Origin of the sequence: Microbacterium schleiferi, assembly GCF_038150145.1 — a bacterium.
Taxonomy (GTDB): domain Bacteria; phylum Actinomycetota; class Actinomycetes; order Actinomycetales; family Microbacteriaceae; genus Microbacterium; species Microbacterium schleiferi_B.
This window is the reverse complement of the sequence record NZ_JBBWSA010000010.1, coordinates 51,228-68,367: the sequence shown is the minus strand read 5'-3', so window position 1 is coordinate 68,367 and position 17,140 is coordinate 51,228. Positions and strand designations below refer to the sequence as shown.

Sequence of the window (17,140 nt, the reverse complement as noted above, 5' to 3'; positions counted from 1 at the left end):
CTGAGTGGGCGTAACCGCGCGGCTACGCTCACGCGAGGGTTACCCTGGGCACATGAAGGCTCTGCGAACCGCGGGAATCTGGGCAGCAGTGATCGCCGCGATCACCACGGTGCTGGGCATCCTCGTGACAGAACTCGTCTCGCTGCTGGCCGCCGTGCTGGGCGCGGTCGTGAGGGTCGTGCCGAACCTCAGTGGTTCCGCAGGGCGTCGATGAGCTCCTTCTTGCGCATCGACGAGTAGCCACTCAGTCCCAGTTCCTTCGCGCGCTTCTTGAGCTCGTCGACGGTCCAATCATCGTAGCTGCCCGATTCGCCGCCCTTGCGGCCGACGTTCGAGCGTCCTCGGTTGGCTGCCGCGTTCGAAATGCGGGCCGCTTTCTGTTTCGACGCCCCGTCTTCACGCAGTTCCTCGTACAGCTCCGGGTCCTTCAGGCTGGAGTTTCGTCGTCCAGGCATGGTTTCTCTTTTCTGTCGTCCGGTCCTGGCTAGAGCGCACGTCCTCCCGTGACCGGGAAGACGCCGCCTGAGACGTACGAGGCTTCGTCGCTCGCGAGGTAGACGTACATGCCCGCAAGTTCCGCGGGCTGCCCGGCGCGCCCGAGCGGGGTGTCGCTGCCGAAGGTCGTGAGCTTTTCCTCATCGAAGTCCGTCGCGGGGATGAGCGGGGTCCAGATGGGACCGGGGGCCACAGCATTGACCCGGATGCCGCGGGGCCCGAGGTCCTGCGCCATGGCACGCACGAAAGCTACCTGCGCCGCCTTGGTCATCGCATAGTCGAGCAGGCCCGGCGAGGGATCGAAGGCCTGAATCGACGACGTCACAATGATGGCCGAACCGGCATCCAGGTGCTCCATGGCGGCGCGCGCCGAGAAGAGCAAGCCGTAGAGATTCGTGCGGAACGTCCGGTCGAACTCGGCGGTTTCGAGCTCGGCGAGACTGTCGCGGTCGCGCTGGTAAGCGGCGTTCAGGACCAGGATGTCGATCCCGCCGAACTCGGCCACAGTGTCGGCGACGATCTTCTCGGCGAACCCCTCGTCGCGAACGTCACCGCTGAAGGAGGCCGCGCGCGCACCCGCGTCGCGGATGAGCGCGACGGTCTTCTCAGCATCCTCGTGCTCTTCCGGCAGCGACACGATGGCGACATCCGCGCCCTCACGGGCGAAGGCGATAGCGACAGCCCTGCCGATTCCGGAGTCGCCGCCGGTGATCAGGGCGCGGCGTCCGGCGAGCCGTCCGTGTCCGACATACGACTCCTCGCCATGATCCGGCGTCGGAGTCATCTGGGTCTCCAGTCCCGGCTGCTGCTGCTCCTGCTCGGGGAAATCATCGGTGGTATGGGCGGTCCGAGGGTCCTGGGATGCGTCGTTCGAAGTCATGCGGCGACGATAAAGCGGATACTCGCCGGCACCCGAGGGACTTGACCATCCGTCCCGGCGAGAGTACGGGGCACTACCGGGGCAGCACGTCCTCCGGCAGATCACGAAGGAAGATCTCGGCGGTCTTGGGCCCGATGCCCTTCATCGCCGTGAGCCGACGAACGAGTTCGTCGCGGTCACCGCTCGTGCGCACCATTTTCGACACGGTTCCGTATTCGTCGACGATTGTCGCCATCACCTCGTGCAACTCATCCGTCATGATGTAGTCAATCCGCGCGTAATGTGCGTCGTCGAGGATTGCGCGCAACTCTTCGCGCCCCAGCTCGGCGTACTTCGGGGGGCTGGTCAGTCCGCGATCGATCAGCGCGCGATACGCGTCGGCGCCCACGGACTGCTGCACTGGCCGGCCGAAGAGCATGCTTGCGACGAGCCACCGGTACATGGCTTGCCCGGTGCCGCGGTCGAGATGGATGCCGAGATCGGCGGCGTGAATCACCAAGCGTTCCTCCGGGGGGTGGGATCGAGGGCCGAGGTCGTGAGACAGAGGGCTGAGGTCGCTGCTGCGACCGCGACCTCTGGCGGCATCACGCCATGGGGGAGTAAACCGAAGGCGTGCCGGTCAGCGAGTGCCACCAGCGCGAAGCCGCCTGCAGTGAAGCCCACCCAGCGCAGCCGCACGCGCAGTGTGGAGTCGGATCTGCGCAGCCCATCGAGAAGAGCGACGGCGAGCGTGATCCGCGCGACAGTCAAGAGTGGGTCCGCGCTGAGAAGTCCGAGAAAAATGCTCGCCCCGGGGAGGAGCCCGGCGAACACGGCCGCCGTGAGGACCGCGGTGACCGCAATGGCGACGGTACGCCGGATGCGCTCTGCCATGGCGGAAAGCGGTTGGATAGCATCGGACATACGACCTCCTTCGCGACGGGCCCGAGAGTAAACGGGGATGGAAAGGAGTGTCGCGGGGCTTGTGCGAGAAGCCTCAGCGTGCCATCGCGACGGGCGTGAGACAGGAGAGCCGCAGCTCTCGTCATAGGGGATAACGGGGGTCGTGGTCAATGCCCTCGCGCGCGCGGTCGAACCGTGCCACGGTTGCTGAGATCCGCACCACGGGGTTTCCCGATGTTTCGGGCGACACCACACATGGGAGAAGGAGCGGAATGGGAAAGTTCATCTACGACGGAAACGTCAAAGTCGATTTCGACGACCGCACGTTGGCTCACCTTCAGGTGGTCATCGGAACCAAGTTGAGGCGCAACGAAGCCTTTCATTTCACGTGGAAGGACGACGCCAGCATCGGAGACGGCCGCACCACCGTGTGGGTTCATCCTCGCTGCTCGCTGGTCTACAAGTTCTACGGCGGCAGGCGCCCGCAGCTGAACATGGCGTGGGTCGAGGCCCTCGCCTACACGGCGAACTCCCCATCCGGCCTGTACGTGGTGCCCGAACCCAGAGAAGGTGACCCGGTGCCCGGAGGTAACAATGAAGCGCATTGACATCGTGTACGGCGGCGAGCTCTATAGCGTCGGCGGACGCGAGTTCGAGGATGTGCGCCAGGAAGTCGCTGACGGCACGACCGGCGGACCGAGCTGGCTCCGGGTGAACGACGGAGAAGGTATGCGCCGCGAGGCCTATCTGCTGCTCTCCCCGGGCGTTCCCATAGCGCTGATTCCCGTGCCCGACGACGACCTCGAGGTCGCCGGTAACGGACAGTGGAGCTCTGACGACGATCACTGAGCAAGCCGGGAAGGATACCTTCGTCAGCCTCGATGCGTGGTGGCGGGCAGCCACCTACCTGAGTGTCGGGCAGATCTACCTGCGCGATAACCCTCTGCTGCAGCGTCCACTCGAACCTGAGCACATCAAGCCCCGACTGCTCGGTCACTTCGGCACCGTTCCGGGCCTGACGCTTGTCTACGCGCACCTGAACCGGATCATCGCCGAACGCGGCACCGAGATGCTCTTCATCGCCGGTCCCGGCCACGGCGGGCCCGCGATGAACGCGCTCAGCTGGTTGGAGGGGACCTGGAGTGCGACCTACCCCGACATGCCACGCAGCGAGGACGGCATGCGGGAGCTCTTCTCGCGGTTCTCGGCTCCCGGAGGCATCCCGAGTCACACCTCTCCGCACGTTCCGGGATCGATCCAGGAGGGTGGCGAACTCGGATACTCGCTGGTGCACGCGTATGGTGCGGCTCTCGATGACCCGGACCTGGTCGTCGCCTGTGTCATCGGCGACGGTGAGGCAGAGACCGCGGCACTGTCGGCATCCTGGCAGTCGGCCGGCTTCCTCAATCCACGGACCGACGGCGCAGTGCTGCCGATTCTGCACCTCAACGGCTGGAAGATCGACAACCCCACGGTCATGGATCGGATGCCGGAGCATCAGCTGCGTGACCTCATGAGTGGCCACGGTCACGAGCCGATCGTCGTCGATCTTCGCGACGCCACCGATCCGGTCGAGATCCACAGTGTCATGGCCCACGCCCTGGACCGCGCGTTCGATCTCATCGCGCAGATCCAGCGTCGTGCGCGCAGCGCGGGAGGGGCAGAGTCCGAGCCGGCCCCGCGATGGCCGATGATCGTGCTTCGCAGCCGCAAGGGCTGGACCGGTCCTGAGGAGGTGGACGGTGAGCCTGTCGAGGGAACGTGGCGGTCGCACCAGGTCCCGCTCGAGGACGTCGCTTCCTCTCCGGAGCGCCTGGCTCAGCTGGAACGATGGCTTCGCTCCTACCGCCCCGACGAGCTCTTCGATGAGCGCGGAGTTCCCATGCGAGAGGTGCGGGAACTGGTCCCGGAGCCGATGGGAGCCACCATGAGCGGCTCACCGCGCGCGAACGGCGGCCTGCGCCGACGAGTTCTTCGGATGCCGAAACTGGCGGACGAGGCTCTCCAGCGCGCAGACCGTGAGGGTGAGGCGTCGGCGACGACCGTGTTCGGCCAGTGGCTCGGCGAACTGGTGCGGCTCAACCCCCGCGACTTTCGGATCTTCGCGGCCGACGAGTTGCGCTCGAATCGGCTCGCGCAGGGAGTGCTCCCCGCCACCGCGAAGCAGTGGAACGAGCAAAAGCGCGGTGTCGATGAAGATCTGGCGACCCAGGGCCGGGTCATGGAGATCCTCAGCGAGCACCTGTGTCAGGGATGGCTCGAAGGCTATGTGCTCACCGGGCGCCATGGGCTGTTCACCTCGTACGAGGCGTTCGTCCACGTCGTCGACTCGATGTTCAATCAGTATGCGAAGTGGTTGGAAGCCGCTGCCACCTATCCATGGCGTGCCGAGCTGGCAAGCTTCACCTATCTCCTCTCCAGCCATGTCTGGCGCCAGGACCACAACGGCTTCACGCATCAGGACCCGGGCTTCCTCGACCTCGCTGCCCGCAAAAGCTCCGACATCGTGAGGCTCTCGCTTCCCCCCGACGCGAACACGCTTCTGGTCACGATGGAGCGCGCCTTCACCGAACCCGGCCGGATCAACGTCGTGGTGGCGGGCAAGCAGCCCGAGAACCAGTGGTTCTCCCTCGACGCCGCCCGCCGGCTCGTCGCGGATGGGGTCGGCATCCTGCCTGGGGCCTCAGATGTCGCCACCGGCGCGGACGGCAACGAGGAGCCCGACGTCCTCTTGGCGTGTGCGGGCGACGTCCCGACGCAGGAAGCGGATGCCGCGCGCAAACTGGTGCGAGAGCTGGCGCCATCCGTCCGACTTCGCGTGGTCACCGTCATTGATCTGCTGCGCCTCCGCGCGGGGGAGCCGCAGAGCCTTGACGATGACGCGTTCGCCACCCTGTTCGGCGAGGGATTGCCGATCGTCTTCGCGTTCCACGGGTACCCGCACCTCATCAAGGAGTTGCTGTTCGACCGCCCGGTCACAGCGGGCGTGACGGTGCGTGGCTATCAGGAGCGGGGATCGACCACGACGCCCTTCGACATGCTGCTTCAGAATGAGATCGATCGATTCACCCTCGCTGCCGACGTTCTCGAACGGTGCCGCATGGGTGAGGGCGAACGAGCCGAGGCGCTCGCAGTCCTGGCACGTCGGCGGGAGCATGCGACAGACCGCCTGCGGTGCTTCGGTGTCGACGACCCGGCGCTCGCATGAGCGGGACGGGTCTGGGGTGATCAGACCAGCGCGCGGCTCAACGGCACGCCGGAGACCGGCGCGATACTCGTGACCGTCGCCCACCCATCGGCAAGAAGCGCTGCGTCGGTGCCGGGCTCTGGTCGATTCGGAAGATCTTCGACGGCGAGGCTGATGTGGTGCTCATCACGCTCGGCCAACGTCGTCTGAACGATGCCGAACGGAGCAAGCTCCGCTTCGACGATCCCGCGCGGACGCTCTGTATTCGGGACGTTGACGTTCAAGATCGTGCCAGCGGGCTCGGTCATGAGGTACGGCAGCAGGTCATCCACCACCGTCACGGCGCTCTCCCACCAAAACGTCTCGGGCGCGAAGCCGACATCCAGTGACACAGCGATCGCTCGCGAGCCGTGCAGGCCCCCCGTGAGTGCCGCGCCCACTGTTCCCGAGTGCAGGATGGCGCGTCCGACGTTCGCGCCGTGGTTGATGCCCGAGATCACGACATCCGGCGGCTCGCCGAAGGCGCCCCGAGCGGCGATGAGCGCGATCAGACCCGGTCCGGCGTGCACCGCGTGCGCGGGCACGCCAGCCGCGTCGGCGAGCTCACGTCGCTCGACGCGGATACGCCCGTCGGACTGCGCCGCCATGATGGAGGCGCTCGACCCGCTTGACTGCGACGCCGGCGCGGCGATCACCGGGTCGAATCCCGCTCGATGAAACCGCCGCGCCAGGGGAGCGAGACCGTCGGCGTCGATTCCGTCGTCGTTGGTGATCAGGATGCGGGTCATCGGGCCGCCTTGCCCTTCCCGGTCTCCTCCGGAGTTGTCATGGCGGCGAGGTCGTCGGGAGTCACGCGACGGTCGGCAGGACTTGCCGCCGACTCCACGACACGAACGCTCACCTGCGCGCGCAGCCCCTCGATCGCATCACGGTGGCCCGTGCCCAATCCGTGCCTCGTGACGTTGAGCGCCCCCGCCGCGGCGCCCAGCGTCGCGGCTTGGCGAACAGTCTCGCCGCGCGCGATTCCCGCGACGACTCCGGCGGTCAGAGAGTCGCCGGCGCCGCGATGGTCGGCGATCTCGAAGCGCGGCACCGCGATCTCGGCGAGGCCCTCGGCATCCAGGAGCAGCGCCGGCTGGCTTGCCCGCGTGAGGATCACTGTCTCCGCCCCTCGCGAGCGCAACTCACTCATCCGCTCCGCCAGATCAGCAGTCGATCCGTCGCTCTCATCGGCGGCAAGCTCCTCATCGCTGAGCTTCAAGACGCTCACGCCACCGCGCAGCGCGGCATCCAGGCGTCCACCGGCGAGATCCACCACAACCGTCGCTCCGCCGCGGCGCAGGTCCGAAGCCAGACGATGGTAGATCTCTCCGGGAATCTCGTCGTGGGGCGGACCGCTGAGAACCACGAGGCCCGCTTCGATCCCCCGGCTGAGGGTCAGCGAATACAGCTCGTCCATTTCGTGCCGGCCCGGGGTCGTCGCCCGCTGCTCAGCGATCGTGCGACGCTCCCCATCCCGGCGATCGTGAATGTAGGCGGAGCCGCGGTCGCCGCGTTCGATGGCATCGATCGTGATTCCCTCCCGCTCAAGGAGAGTCCGGATGACGAGGCCGCTCTCGCCGCTCAACAGAGCGCACAGCGTCACATCGACGCCGAGCAGTGTCAGCATCCGTGCCTGCCAGACCCCTTGACCGCCGGCGTGCAGATGGACATCGTCGCCGGAGGGATGACTCTCGATCGTGACCGTCAGAGTCGGGGACGGTGCGAACACCGTCGCGCTGTTCACCGATGCGCTCCTCAGGCCGTCTGGCCCTCGTGCCGACCCTCGCCGATCTCTTCGACGAGCTTGTCGTTGAAGGCGGGAAGGTCATCGGGCGTGCGGCTGGACACGAGGCCCTGGTCGACGACGACTTCCTCGTCGACCCAGTTCGCGCCCGCGTTTCGCAGGTCGGTTTGCAGGCTCGGGTAGCTGGTGAGCGTGCGACCCTCGACGACGTTCGCTTCGATGAGAGTCCATGCGCCGTGGCAGATCACCCCGACCGGCTTGTGCTGCTCGAAGAAGTCGCGCGCGAAGCCGCAGGATGCGGCATCCATGCGCAGATGGTCGGCGTTGACGACGCCGCCGGGCAGCACGAGAGCATCGAAGTCCGCGGCGTTGGCGACGGAGCTGTCGATGTCGACGCTCTGCTGGTGACCGTTCTTGCCGGTGACGCTGTCGCCGGTCGGTGAAACCAGCCGCGCCGTCGCACCGTGTGAGGTGACGGCCTCCCAGGGCGAGGTCAGTTCGCTGTCTTCGAAACCGTCGGTGACCAGGAATGCGACGGTCTTGTCCGTGAGATGCGACATAGTGATCCTCCCTTATGCGTGTGTGCGTACAGCGACGGTACGAAGCCCCTGACCTCGGGGCCAGGGGCTTGCACGCAGGAGACTCGCTCGCTAAGGATCAGTGCGCGGCGATGACACCCTCGGGATGGTCAGCGGGCTTGCGGATGATGAAGGCCCCGACGAGGATCGGAAGCGCCACGATCGCCGACACGAGGAAAGCGCCGCGTGCGCCTGCCGCTGCCGCCTCGTTGGCCGGGAGTCCCGCTTCGACGGCGGAGGCGGCGATTGCCGACATCGTCGTGACCATGACCGCCACGCCCGCAGCGCCCGCGACCTGTTGCACGGTGCCGAGAACCGCCGATCCGTAGGAGTAGAACCGCGGCTGGAGCGAGGCGAGAGACGCGGTGAACAGCGGCGTGAACGAGAGCGCGAGACCCAGCGACAGCACGATCTGCGTGACGAGGATGACCCAGATGGAGGTGTCTGCGCCATAGCTCGCGTACGCCCAGAGGGAGACGACAGCGAGAATCGCACCGGGAACCAGCAGCACGCGGGTGCCCGAGGCGTCGTAGATCCGGCCCACGATCGGCCCGGCGAAGCCCATGGCGAGCGACCCCGGCAGCAGCAGGAGACCACTTTCCAGCGCCGTCGCTCCGACAGCCTGGCTGAGGTAGAGCGGAAGCACGGTGATCGCCCCGAAGAACGCCATCGAGAGGACGCCCATCTGAGCGATCGACAGGGAGAAGTTCAGAGAACGGAAAACGCGCAGGTCCATGAGCGCGTCATCCTTGCGCTGCAGCACAAGCTGGCGCCACACGAACAGCGCGAGTGCGACGATGCCCACCGCGATCGCAATCACCAGGGTCATCGTGGACCCGGCTTCAGCTGCGGCGTCAGTCTGCGATCCGCCGTGACTTGCCGCGCCACCGATCTGGCTGAGGCCGTAGACCAGGCCGCCGAACCCGAACGCCGACAGGATCACAGACAGCACATCAATTGGTGCGCGGGTGGTCTCGCCGAGATTGCGGATCCAGATCGCGCCGGCCACCAGAGCGGCGATCGCGATGGGCAAAACGATGCCGAAGATCCAGTGCCAGCCGAGGGAGTCGAGGATGAGGCCCGAGAGCGACGGGCCGATGGCCGGGGCGAGCGCGATGACGATGCTGACTCGCCCCATCATCCGACCGCGTGCGTGCGGCGGCACGATGGTCATGAGCGTCGTCATGAGCAGCGGCATCATGATCGCCGTGCCCGAGGCCTGAATGACGCGAGCGACGAGAAGGATCTCGAAGCCGGGCGCAATGAACGCTACAGCGGTTCCGGTCGAGAAGAGGGTCATCGCGGCGAGGAACACCTGCCGGGTCGTGAAGCGCTGCAGGAGGAAGCCGCTGATCGGGATTACGACCGCCATCGTGAGCATGAACGCCGTCGTCAGCCACTGGGCAGCCACCGCGGTAATGCCGAGATCGACGATGAGGTGGGGGATCGCGACGCCCATCGTGGTCTCGTTGAGGATCGCGACGAACGCCGCAGACAGCAGGAGCCAGATGATCCGGCTCTCCTCGGGGCGCAGGTTCAGCCCCGGGACCGGCGTCGCGGAGTCGGGTCCGGCAGGGATGACCGGGATCGAGCCGGTCTGCGGGTTTACATTGGTCGCTGCCACGGGCGGGTCCTCACTATCAGGGCGCGTGTCGTCGAGTCGAAAAAGAGGGGACGCCGAGAGCGGGCGCACGAGAGCCACGCGAGGTGGCGACGTTCACGATAACGGCGGGAACCGACATTCGATTCCCGCGGGGCGGAAGAAACTACTCCCGCGTGGAACGGGACTCAGTCGTCGAGAGTCTCTTCGTCCACCGACTTGTCCCACTGCTCGGACCCGATCGCATTGGTGGGGTGCGGTGTGGGCTCCCGATCGAGCAGGTCGGCCGGGGCGGGGGAGATCAGCTGCTCCTCGGGGATCGACTTCAGCTCGTCGATCTCCTTGCGAAGCGCGTCCAGGTCTTCGTGTCCAGTGCCGGCGCCGTCGTTCGCAGTCATGGTCACAGCCTACCGGTGTCACCGCCCGGGGTTATGCTCCAGGCGTGAGCTTCGACGGCCTGAATCCTGATGCCCTGGCCTTCTTCGATGAGTTGGCGGTGAACAACACCAAGGAGTGGTGGCAGAGCCAGAAGTCGCGCTTCGCCGAGAACGTCGCCGGTCCGTTCGAGGCCTTGGCTGAGGAACTCGAACCGGAGTTCGGCACTGTGAAGATCTTCCGCCCGTATCGTGACGTGCGCTTCAGCGCCGACAAGTCGCCCTACAAGCTCCAGATCGGCCTCGTCACTCGCGCTTCAGCCGCGCACTACCTGCAGCTGTCGGCATCCGGGCTGCTGATCGGCGGCGGGATGTATCAGCCCTCGCCCCCACAGCTGGCGGCGTTCCGGTCGCTCGTCGATGATGCCCGGACGGCGCCCGATCTCGAGGCCACCCTCGCCGAGGTTCGCGCCGGCGGCTTCGAGCCGATGCGTGATGACGAGCTGCGCACCGCGCCTCGGGGGTTCTCTGTCGATCACCCCCGCATCGATCTGCTGCGGCTTCGCCACCTGGCCATCGGGCGAGAAGAGCAACCTGACGACTGGATGTGGACGCCGGACGCTTTGGATGAGATCCGTGCGGCCTGGCACGTCGTATCGGTGTGGTGCGACTGGTTGCACGCGAACATCGCCATAGATCCCGAGGCCCGCTGACGGCAGCGGTGGCGTCAGCTGCGGCGGCCCTCGTCCAAGAGCGCCTCAAAAGCGTCCAACGCTTCGCGATAGCGAGGGTCGGGGTGGCTGTCGGCGATTGTACGCAGACGTGGCAGGTCCATGTCACGGATGAGGCCGATGCGCGCGCGGAGCGCCTCCGCGTGGCCGGCGAGTACGTCGAGTCCTTCTGCCATCGCGTCGAGGCAATCGTGCAGCACGGCAAGCTCGGCCTCACGCTGGGTGATCGACGATCCGTCGGGCCGCATCCGCCACCGCACGACGACATCGGGGATCGTGTCGAAGGCGGATGCCGACACGAGCATCCGCTGTGCGACGACCTGGTCCTCGTACAGCCGGCCCTCGGGAAAGCGGAGGTCGTCCCATACCCGAGCCCGGCTCGCCTTCGCCCACGCGACGATGCTGCCCGTCGCCGCCGGATGCTCGTCCAGCGTCACCCGGTGGCGTTCTGGCGCCGTCGCCGCGGCAACCCACGGCTGGATCGGTCCGTCGAGATAGGTGCCGTCTGGCTGGGGTCGCAGCCGGGTGTACGCGCCGATGACGAAGTCGCTCCCGGTGCGTTCCAGCGTGCCGATCATGCGATCGAGCGCTGACGGGGTGAACTCGTCGTCAGCGTCAAGGAACCCCACGAAGGGCGTGGTGACCAGGTCCAGTCCGGCGTTCCTCGCCGCCCCCAGTCCCCGTGTGCGGGGCAGCCTCAGGGCGCGGAACCGTTCATCGCGGGCGGCTGCGCGCTCGAAGAGCTCACCGGTCTCATCGGCGGAGCCGTCGTCGATGAGAATCGCACGCCAGTCGCGGCGGGTCTGGTTTCGAAGGGAATCGAGCGCTGCCGGCACGTACGGTGCGACATCCAGACCCGGAACGATGACGGTGATCGCCGGGTCGGTCATACCCCGGATCCTACGGCGGCAACAGCTGCCTCGATGGCCTCGACGATCGGCGCGGCCGAGCCGACGGCGTGGTGACCGAGCGTGACGCGCACTGCGGTGCGGGCTTCGTCCGGTGCGACACCCAGAGCGAGCAGAACGTGCGAGGCCTCCTCGCTCCCGGCTGCGCAGGCCGAGCCGCTCGATGTGACCATTCCCCGCCGCTCGAGCTCGAGCAGCACGGTCTCGCCGTTCACTCCCGCGAAGGTGAAACTCGCCGTCCCGGGAAGCCGGGACGTTGGATGCCCGGTGAGTCGCGCGACCGGCACCCGCTCGAGCACTCCCGCGATCAGGTCGTCGCGCATCGCGGCCACGCGCTTGGCAGCGTCGAGGCGTTCGGCATCCGCGAGCTCGAGTGCGCGCGCGAGGCCCACGGCTCCGGCGACGTTCTCGGTGCCGCTACGCCGCTCCCGCTCCTGTCCGCCACCGTGCAGCACGGGCTCCAGGGGGATGCGGGATCGGATGCCGAGCACACCGATGCCCTTGGGTGCACCGATCTTGTGGCCGGCGATCGAGAGCGCGTCGGCACCGAGGCCGCGAAGAGGGAGCCATCCCGCCGCCTGGACGGCATCCAGATGTAGGGGCACTCGTCCGCTGACGGCCGCGACCAGACCGGCGACATCCTGAACCGTGCCGATCTCGTTGTTGGCGTAGCCGACGCTCACGATCGCGGTGTCATCGCGGATGGCCGCGGCCACGGCATCCGGATCGACGCGTCCCGTCGTGTCGACCGGCACGAGCGTCGCATCGAACCCGTGGATGCGCGTCAGATAGTCGACAGAGGCGAGCACAGACTCGTGCTCGATCGGGGTGGTCACCACGTGCCGGGCGCCCCGCCGCTGCTGCGCTGCTATCGCGACGCCCTTGATCGCGAGGTTGTTTGCCTCGGTTGCACCTGAGGTGAAGATCACGTCGGTGGTCCGGATGCCGAGCACGGCGGCGACCCGCGCGCGGGCATCGGCCAGGGCTCGAGCTGCCTGCTCGCCGATCGTGTGGTGGCTCGACGGGTTGCCGAAGTGCGACGTGAGGTACGGAGTCATCGCCTCCAGTACTTCGCGGCGCACCGGTGTGGTCGCGGCGTTGTCGAGGTAGCTGACGCTCACGACCCGCCGGCGCCCGACTCGATACTGATGTCCAGACCCAGATCGATCGCGGGGGCCGAGTGCGTCAGGGCTCCGACCGAGACCACATCGACACCGGTAGCTGCGATCGCCCCGACGGTCTCGAGCGAGACACCGCCGGATGCCTCGACGACGGCCCGGCCTGCGATCAGCTCCACTCCCGCCCGAAGCTCATCGAGCGAGAAGTTGTCGAGCATGATGATGTCGACCTCAGCCGCGAGAACTGCGGGGATCTGCTCGATCCGGTCCACCTCCACCTCCACGCGCATGGTGTGGGGAAGGCTCGACTTTCCGGCGCGCAGCGCCTCCGTGGTGGAGGCACCCGAAGCTGCCAGGACCGCGAGGTGGTTGTCTTTGACCATCACGGCATCCGAGAGGGAATGCCGATGGTTGTGGCCGCCGCCGCTGCGCACCGCGTGGCGCTCGAACGCGCGCAGCCCCGGCGTCGTCTTGCGGGTGTCTGCAATTCGTGCGCCGGTTCCCGCAACTGCCTCGACATAGCGGGAGGTGAGGGTGGCGATTCCCGACATCCGCTGGGCGAAGTTGAGTCCGACCCGCTCGGCGGTAAGAACGCCGCGGGCGGGGCCTTCAACGGTGGCGAGCACGTCGCCCCCCTCGAAGGTCTCACCGTCGGCGCGATGAAGGGTCACGGTGATTGCGGCATCCGTCAGCGCGAAGGCTGCAGCGAAGACCTCTCCACCGCTGAAGGTCCCGGGCTCCCTCGCGACGAGCTCTGCGCGGGCGCGGGCGGATGCCGGGACGAAGGCCTCCGCCGTAATGTCGCCCCACGGCGCGTCTTCGACCAGCGCCGCCGACACGACCCGGTCGATCTCGGCACGGGTCAGCATCAGCGCACCGTCGCCAGCTCGGCGTCGCGGCGGAAGTGGGCGCCGGCCGAGGTCGTTCGCGCCCGGGCGGCGCTCACGACGTGCTCGGCGACCAGCAGCAGATTCTCGTTCTCGTAGTCGCGCTCGGTCCGCGGTGAGCGCTCCTGCGCTCGCCAGGTGTCGATGACGCCGGCGGCACGGGCGAGCCCCTCTTCGTCTCGCACCAGCGACGCGTTCTCCCACATGAGGTCCTGAAGAGCAGCGCGTGAGAAGGTCGGGGCCGGGGCTGCCGGGCTTCCCGTCACGCCCACCGGCGGAACGAGGTTGATGTCGTCGTGGGCTTCGGCTGGCCACAGGCCGGAGGCGGCATCCGTTGCGATCGCATCCCCGGCGCGGGCACCGAACACGGCGCCTTCCAGGAGTGAGTTCGAGGCCAGCCGATTCGCCCCGTGGACTCCGGTGCGGGCCGCCTCGCCGACGGCATAGAGGCCGGGGAGCGAGGAGCGCCCCTCGAGGTCGGTGACGATGCCACCCATGAGGTAGTGGGCGGCTGGCGTCACCGGCACGGGAATGCGAGCCCAATCCAGGCCTCGCTCACGCATCGCGGCGTCGATCGTCGGGAACCGTTCATGCAGCCATGCCGCGCGGGCATCGGTGTCAGTCGCGGGAATGGCGGTGGCATCCAGCAGCACGGGGCGGCCGTCCTGTTGCCTCATGACCCGGGCTATCGCGCGGGCGACGACATCCCGCGGCGCGAGCTCTCCATCGGGGTGGTCGTCGAAGACGAAGCGGTGACCGTCCTCGTCGATGAGCGTCGCGCCCTCGCCGCGCACGGCCTCGGAGACCAGGAACGCGTCACCGGCCGCGAGGACCGTCGGGTGGAACTGCACGAACTCGAGATCAGCGACGGCGGCTCCCGCTCGAATCGCCGCAGCGATCCCATCGCCGGTCGCTACCGCGGGATTCGTCGAGTGCGCGAACAGCTCGCCGATGCCTCCCGTTGCCAGGACAACGGCATCGGCCCGCAGCTCGTCGGGCGTTCCGGTGTGGTCGCCTCGGGCGTCGCGCAGGATCCGGATGCCGCGCACCCGACCCTCCTCGACGATGAGGTCGACGAGGAACGCGTGCTCGATGACCGTCGCCGCAGTCGCGCGGACGGCGGCGACGAGCGCCCGTTCGATCTCGGTTCCGGTAGCGTCGCCGCCCGAGTGCAGGATGCGGGGGTAGGAGTGCGCGGCCTCGAGGCCCTTTCGGAACTCACCGTGCTCGTCGCGATCGAACGCGACGCCGAGCGCGACAAGCTCCCGGATCCGCTCCGGCCCCTCTGTCGCGAGCACCCGCACCGCTGCCTCATCGCCGAGCCCGGCGCCGGCGACCAGGGTGTCGTGGATGTGGTCTTCGACCCGGTCATCGGGGAACATGACTCCGGCGATGCCGCCCTGCGCGTAGCGCGTGTTGGCGTGCTCCAGGACGTCCTTGGTGACCACTGTCACACGGCATCCGTTTGCTGCAGCGTGAAGCGCAACAGTGAGGCCCGCGATCCCGCTGCCGACGACGATCACGCGCGCTGCGTTGGTCATGACGCCTGCTCCCAGGCGGCAGCCGGGGCTGCCGGGGGCTTGGCTGCCAGCATCCGCTCGAGGGCGACGCGGGCGGGGTCGGCGACGTCGGCGGGAACCGTGATGCGGTTGACGACGTCGCCTGCAACGAGCGACTCCAGCACCCAGGCAAGGTACCCGGGGTGGATGCGGTACATCGTCGAGCACGGGCACACGACGGGGTCGAGGCAGAAGATCTTGTGCTGCGGATGCTCGGCGGCGAGCCGCTGCACGAGGTTCACCTCGGTGCCGATCGCGAAGGTCGTCGGCTCGGTCGCGGCCTCGATCGCCTTACGGATGTAATCGGTCGACCCCGCCTCGTCAGCGGCGTCTACAACCTCCATGGGGCACTCCGGGTGGACGATGACGCGGACCCCCGGGTGCTCGGCGCGCGCCTTGTCGATCTGAGCGACCGAGAAACGGCGGTGAACCGAGCAGAACCCGTGCCACAGGATGACGCGCGCGGCATCCAGGGTCGTGTCGTCGTTGCCGCCAAGGGGCTTGCGAGGGTTCCACATCGGCATCTGCTCGAGCGGCACTCCCATGGCCTTCGCGGTGTTGCGCCCGAGGTGCTGATCGGGGAAGAACAGCACGCGCCGGCCCCGCTCGAAAGCCCACTCCAGCACGGTCCGCGCGTTCGACGATGTGCAGACGATGCCGTGATGGCGGCCCACGAACCCCTTGATCGCCGCCGAGGAGTTCATGTACGTCACCGGGATGACTGGCAGCAGGCCCTCGGCATCCGGAGTATCGAGATCGCCGTAGACGTCGGCGAGCTCTTCCCAGGCCTGCTCGACCTCGTCGATCGAGGCCATGTCGGCCATTGAGCATCCGGCGGCGAGGTTGGGCAGGATGACCGCCTGATCGGGTCCGGAGAGCAGGTCTGCGGTCTCAGCCATGAAGTGCACGCCGCAGAACACGATGGCCTCGGCGTCAGTGCGTGCTTTCGCGGCGTTGGCGAGCTGGAACGAATCGCCCACGTAATCGGCGTGCCGCACGACCTCTTCGCGCTGGTAGAAGTGGCCCAGCACGACCGCGCGATCGCCGAGAGTCTGCTTGGCCGCGATGATTCGGGCGTCGAGCTCTGCCTCCGTGGCCTCGCGGTACTCCCGCGGTAGCTCACCCTGGCGGGGTGCACCGGTCGGGATGACGTCGCCCTCGGAAGCTCCGGGCCCGTAGCCCGGCACCGTGTCGAAGAGCCAGGGAGCCTCGACGAGGTCGGTGTTGCAGGTCTCACCCTGCAGCGACCCCGAGACGATGCCGTGGATCTCGTGGTCGACCGACGGATCGATGGGGCGCGGGGCGAGGGCGATGTTGACAGCTGTCATGAGGTGCTCGATTCGGGCGAGGAGGTGCGGATGCCGCCGGGCCGCACGGCGCTCAGCGGGCCCCGGTCAGCGAGTTCGACATCCTGGTTGTAGCGGTACAGGCGGGCGGGACGATGGCTGCCGGTGCGGAACCGGTCGGTCGGGATGAGGTTTCCGGAGTTTTCGACCTGACGCCGGAAGTTCGCGGGATCGAGGCGCCGATCGAGGATCGCCTCGTAGACCTCACGAAGATCGGCCAGCGTGAACAGGTCCGAGAGCAGGCCGTGGGCGATGCGGCTGTAGCCGACCTTGTTGCGCAGCCGCCACAGGGCGTACGACACGATCTCGTTGTGATCGAAGGCGAGGGTGCCCGGCGCATTCGCATCGAACCAGGCGACGTTCTCGGGAGCATCGCCCGCTGCCTCGTGCGCAGCGCGCTGGGCGTCCACGTCGTCGGCGCGCAGGAGTGCCCAGTAGACAATCGACACGACGCGGGTGGGGGAGCGCTCGACGTCCCCGAACGCGTACAGCTGTTCCAGGTAGCTCGGCGTCAGACCCGTCGTTTCGGCGAGGGTGCGCGAGGCCGCGGCATCCAGGCCTTCCCCTGCGTCGAGCCACCCCCCGGGCAGTGCCCACAGGCACTCATAGGGTTCGCGGGTTCGACGCACGAGCGGCATCATGAGGCGCCCCGACCCGTCGCCGGGGTCGCGGCGGACCGTGAAAATGACGGTCGACACCGCGACGCGGATGGCATCGGTGGATGCTGCGCGCGGCGCGTTGGGGGCGAGGATGGTTTGTGTCATGGTGACTCTAACTGCGGGTTCGATCTTAGAGTCAGAATGACCAGA

General features: G+C 67.6%; 20 protein-coding genes. 5 read left to right on the top strand and 15 right to left on the bottom strand.

Annotation, left to right across the window (positions count from 1 at the left end; all coding sequences use genetic code 11):
* The first annotated feature begins 52 nt into the window (after window positions 1–52).
* On the top strand, window positions 53–214 hold the full coding sequence (locus AADH62_RS12100; RefSeq protein WP_341579682.1) for a hypothetical protein: 162 nt from the start codon (window positions 53–55) through the stop codon (window positions 212–214).
* Here AADH62_RS12100 and AADH62_RS12095 read toward each other — a convergent pair.
* The 4 genes from AADH62_RS12095 to AADH62_RS12080 form a co-directional block, all read right to left on the bottom strand.
* Entirely contained in the window at window positions 189–455 is a 267-nt protein-coding gene (locus AADH62_RS12095; protein WP_341579681.1) for a DUF7218 family protein, read from the bottom strand. The genes AADH62_RS12100 and AADH62_RS12095 overlap by 26 nt on opposite strands.
* Before the next feature lie 29 nt (window positions 456–484).
* Window positions 485–1,375, bottom strand: a complete 891-nt coding sequence (locus AADH62_RS12090; RefSeq protein WP_341579680.1) for an SDR family oxidoreductase — start codon at window positions 1,373–1,375, stop codon at window positions 485–487.
* Window positions 1,376–1,448: 73 nt separating this feature from the next.
* Window positions 1,449–1,871 (bottom strand): hypothetical protein, encoded by a 423-nt coding sequence (locus AADH62_RS12085; RefSeq protein WP_341579679.1) that lies wholly within the window; start codon window positions 1,869–1,871, stop codon window positions 1,449–1,451.
* On the bottom strand, window positions 1,868–2,278 hold the full coding sequence (locus AADH62_RS12080) for a hypothetical protein (RefSeq protein WP_341579678.1): 411 nt from the start codon (window positions 2,276–2,278) through the stop codon (window positions 1,868–1,870). The genes AADH62_RS12085 and AADH62_RS12080 overlap by 4 nt, the downstream gene beginning before the upstream one ends.
* A 251-nt stretch (window positions 2,279–2,529) precedes the next feature.
* Between AADH62_RS12080 and AADH62_RS12075 the strand changes: the two genes are divergently transcribed.
* Genes AADH62_RS12075 through AADH62_RS12065 form a run of 3 tightly spaced genes read left to right on the top strand, consistent with a single transcriptional unit; the run spans window position 2,530 to window position 5,465 of the window.
* Complete coding sequence (locus tag AADH62_RS12075) at window positions 2,530–2,865, top strand: ATP-dependent DNA ligase (protein WP_341579677.1); 336 nt, start codon at window positions 2,530–2,532, stop codon at window positions 2,863–2,865.
* Window positions 2,852–3,106 carry a hypothetical protein gene (locus AADH62_RS12070; RefSeq protein WP_341579676.1) on the top strand — a complete coding sequence of 85 codons (255 nt, stop codon included), beginning with the start codon at window positions 2,852–2,854 and terminating at the stop codon, window positions 3,104–3,106. The genes AADH62_RS12075 and AADH62_RS12070 overlap by 14 nt, the downstream gene beginning before the upstream one ends.
* Window positions 3,090–5,465 carry a phosphoketolase family protein gene (locus AADH62_RS12065; protein ID WP_341579727.1) on the top strand — a complete coding sequence of 792 codons (2,376 nt, stop codon included), beginning with the start codon at window positions 3,090–3,092 and terminating at the stop codon, window positions 5,463–5,465. Before AADH62_RS12070 ends, AADH62_RS12065 begins: the two co-directional genes overlap by 17 nt.
* A 20-nt stretch (window positions 5,466–5,485) precedes the next feature.
* Here AADH62_RS12065 and surE read toward each other — a convergent pair whose 3' ends face one another.
* The 5 genes from surE to AADH62_RS12040 form a co-directional block, all read right to left on the bottom strand.
* Window positions 5,486–6,232, bottom strand: a complete 747-nt coding sequence (gene surE, locus AADH62_RS12060) for a 5'/3'-nucleotidase SurE (RefSeq protein WP_341579675.1) — start codon at window positions 6,230–6,232, stop codon at window positions 5,486–5,488.
* On the bottom strand, window positions 6,229–7,230 hold the full coding sequence (locus AADH62_RS12055) for a PfkB family carbohydrate kinase (RefSeq protein WP_341579674.1): 1,002 nt from the start codon (window positions 7,228–7,230) through the stop codon (window positions 6,229–6,231). Before AADH62_RS12055 ends, surE begins: the two co-directional genes overlap by 4 nt.
* A gap of 11 nt (window positions 7,231–7,241) precedes the next feature.
* Window positions 7,242–7,790: a type 1 glutamine amidotransferase domain-containing protein gene (locus AADH62_RS12050; RefSeq protein WP_341579673.1), complete on the bottom strand. Its 549-nt coding sequence runs from the start codon at window positions 7,788–7,790 to the stop codon at window positions 7,242–7,244.
* A 97-nt stretch (window positions 7,791–7,887) separates the two neighbouring features.
* The gene (locus AADH62_RS12045) at window positions 7,888–9,432 is read right to left on the bottom strand and encodes a DHA2 family efflux MFS transporter permease subunit (protein ID WP_341579672.1); all 1,545 of its coding nucleotides are present in this window, start codon (window positions 9,430–9,432) and stop codon (window positions 7,888–7,890) included.
* A 164-nt stretch (window positions 9,433–9,596) separates the two neighbouring features.
* Window positions 9,597–9,806 (bottom strand): hypothetical protein, encoded by a 210-nt coding sequence (locus tag AADH62_RS12040; RefSeq protein ID WP_341579671.1) that lies wholly within the window; start codon window positions 9,804–9,806, stop codon window positions 9,597–9,599.
* A 44-nt stretch (window positions 9,807–9,850) separates the two neighbouring features.
* Between AADH62_RS12040 and AADH62_RS12035 the strand changes: the two genes are divergently transcribed.
* Window positions 9,851–10,495, top strand: coding sequence for a DUF2461 domain-containing protein (locus AADH62_RS12035; RefSeq protein ID WP_341579670.1), 645 nt, complete (start codon window positions 9,851–9,853; stop codon window positions 10,493–10,495).
* Window positions 10,496–10,509: 14 nt separating this feature from the next.
* Here the strand turns inward: AADH62_RS12035 and AADH62_RS12030 are convergent, their stop codons facing one another.
* The 6 genes from AADH62_RS12030 to AADH62_RS12005 are packed head-to-tail and all read right to left on the bottom strand — an operon-like array spanning window position 10,510 to window position 17,095.
* A complete protein-coding gene (locus AADH62_RS12030) occupies window positions 10,510–11,403 on the bottom strand; it encodes a glycosyltransferase family 2 protein (protein WP_341579669.1) in 894 nt (297 codons plus the stop codon).
* Window positions 11,400–12,542 (bottom strand): cysteine desulfurase family protein, encoded by a 1,143-nt coding sequence (locus tag AADH62_RS12025; protein ID WP_341579668.1) that lies wholly within the window; start codon window positions 12,540–12,542, stop codon window positions 11,400–11,402. Before AADH62_RS12025 ends, AADH62_RS12030 begins: the two co-directional genes overlap by 4 nt.
* A complete protein-coding gene (gene nadC, locus AADH62_RS12020) occupies window positions 12,539–13,408 on the bottom strand; it encodes a carboxylating nicotinate-nucleotide diphosphorylase (RefSeq protein WP_341579667.1) in 870 nt (289 codons plus the stop codon). Before nadC ends, AADH62_RS12025 begins: the two co-directional genes overlap by 4 nt.
* The gene (nadB, locus tag AADH62_RS12015) at window positions 13,408–14,967 is read right to left on the bottom strand and encodes an L-aspartate oxidase (RefSeq protein ID WP_341579666.1); all 1,560 of its coding nucleotides are present in this window, start codon (window positions 14,965–14,967) and stop codon (window positions 13,408–13,410) included. The genes nadC and nadB overlap by 1 nt, the downstream gene beginning before the upstream one ends.
* A complete protein-coding gene (nadA, locus tag AADH62_RS12010; protein WP_341579665.1) occupies window positions 14,964–16,313 on the bottom strand; it encodes a quinolinate synthase NadA in 1,350 nt (449 codons plus the stop codon). Before nadA ends, nadB begins: the two co-directional genes overlap by 4 nt.
* Entirely contained in the window at window positions 16,310–17,095 is a 786-nt protein-coding gene (locus AADH62_RS12005) for an NUDIX hydrolase (RefSeq protein WP_341579664.1), read from the bottom strand. The genes nadA and AADH62_RS12005 overlap by 4 nt, the downstream gene beginning before the upstream one ends.
* Window positions 17,096–17,140 lie beyond the last annotated feature (45 nt).

Bases quoted from the DNA above. Each gene is read 5' to 3' on its own strand.
- AADH62_RS12100 (WP_341579682.1), top strand. From the start codon at position 53: ATGAAGGCTCTGCGAACCGCGGGAATCTGGGCAGCAGTGATCGCCGCG.
- AADH62_RS12095 (WP_341579681.1), bottom strand. From the start codon at position 455: ATGCCTGGACGACGAAACTCCAGCCTGAAGGACCCGGAGCTGTACGAG.
- AADH62_RS12090 (WP_341579680.1), bottom strand. From the start codon at position 1,375: ATGACTTCGAACGACGCATCCCAGGACCCTCGGACCGCCCATACCACC.
- AADH62_RS12080 (WP_341579678.1), bottom strand. From the start codon at position 2,278: ATGTCCGATGCTATCCAACCGCTTTCCGCCATGGCAGAGCGCATCCGG.
- AADH62_RS12075 (WP_341579677.1), top strand. From the start codon at position 2,530: ATGGGAAAGTTCATCTACGACGGAAACGTCAAAGTCGATTTCGACGAC.
- AADH62_RS12070 (WP_341579676.1), top strand. From the start codon at position 2,852: ATGAAGCGCATTGACATCGTGTACGGCGGCGAGCTCTATAGCGTCGGC.
- surE (WP_341579675.1), bottom strand. From the start codon at position 6,232: ATGACCCGCATCCTGATCACCAACGACGACGGAATCGACGCCGACGGT.
- AADH62_RS12050 (WP_341579673.1), bottom strand. From the start codon at position 7,790: ATGTCGCATCTCACGGACAAGACCGTCGCATTCCTGGTCACCGACGGT.
- AADH62_RS12040 (WP_341579671.1), bottom strand. From the start codon at position 9,806: ATGACTGCGAACGACGGCGCCGGCACTGGACACGAAGACCTGGACGCG.
- AADH62_RS12030 (WP_341579669.1), bottom strand. From the start codon at position 11,403: ATGACCGACCCGGCGATCACCGTCATCGTTCCGGGTCTGGATGTCGCA.
- nadC (WP_341579667.1), bottom strand. From the start codon at position 13,408: ATGCTGACCCGTGCCGAGATCGACCGGGTCGTGTCGGCGGCGCTGGTC.
- nadB (WP_341579666.1), bottom strand. From the start codon at position 14,967: ATGACCAACGCAGCGCGCGTGATCGTCGTCGGCAGCGGGATCGCGGGC.
- nadA (WP_341579665.1), bottom strand. From the start codon at position 16,313: ATGACAGCTGTCAACATCGCCCTCGCCCCGCGCCCCATCGATCCGTCG.
- AADH62_RS12005 (WP_341579664.1), bottom strand. From the start codon at position 17,095: ATGACACAAACCATCCTCGCCCCCAACGCGCCGCGCGCAGCATCCACC.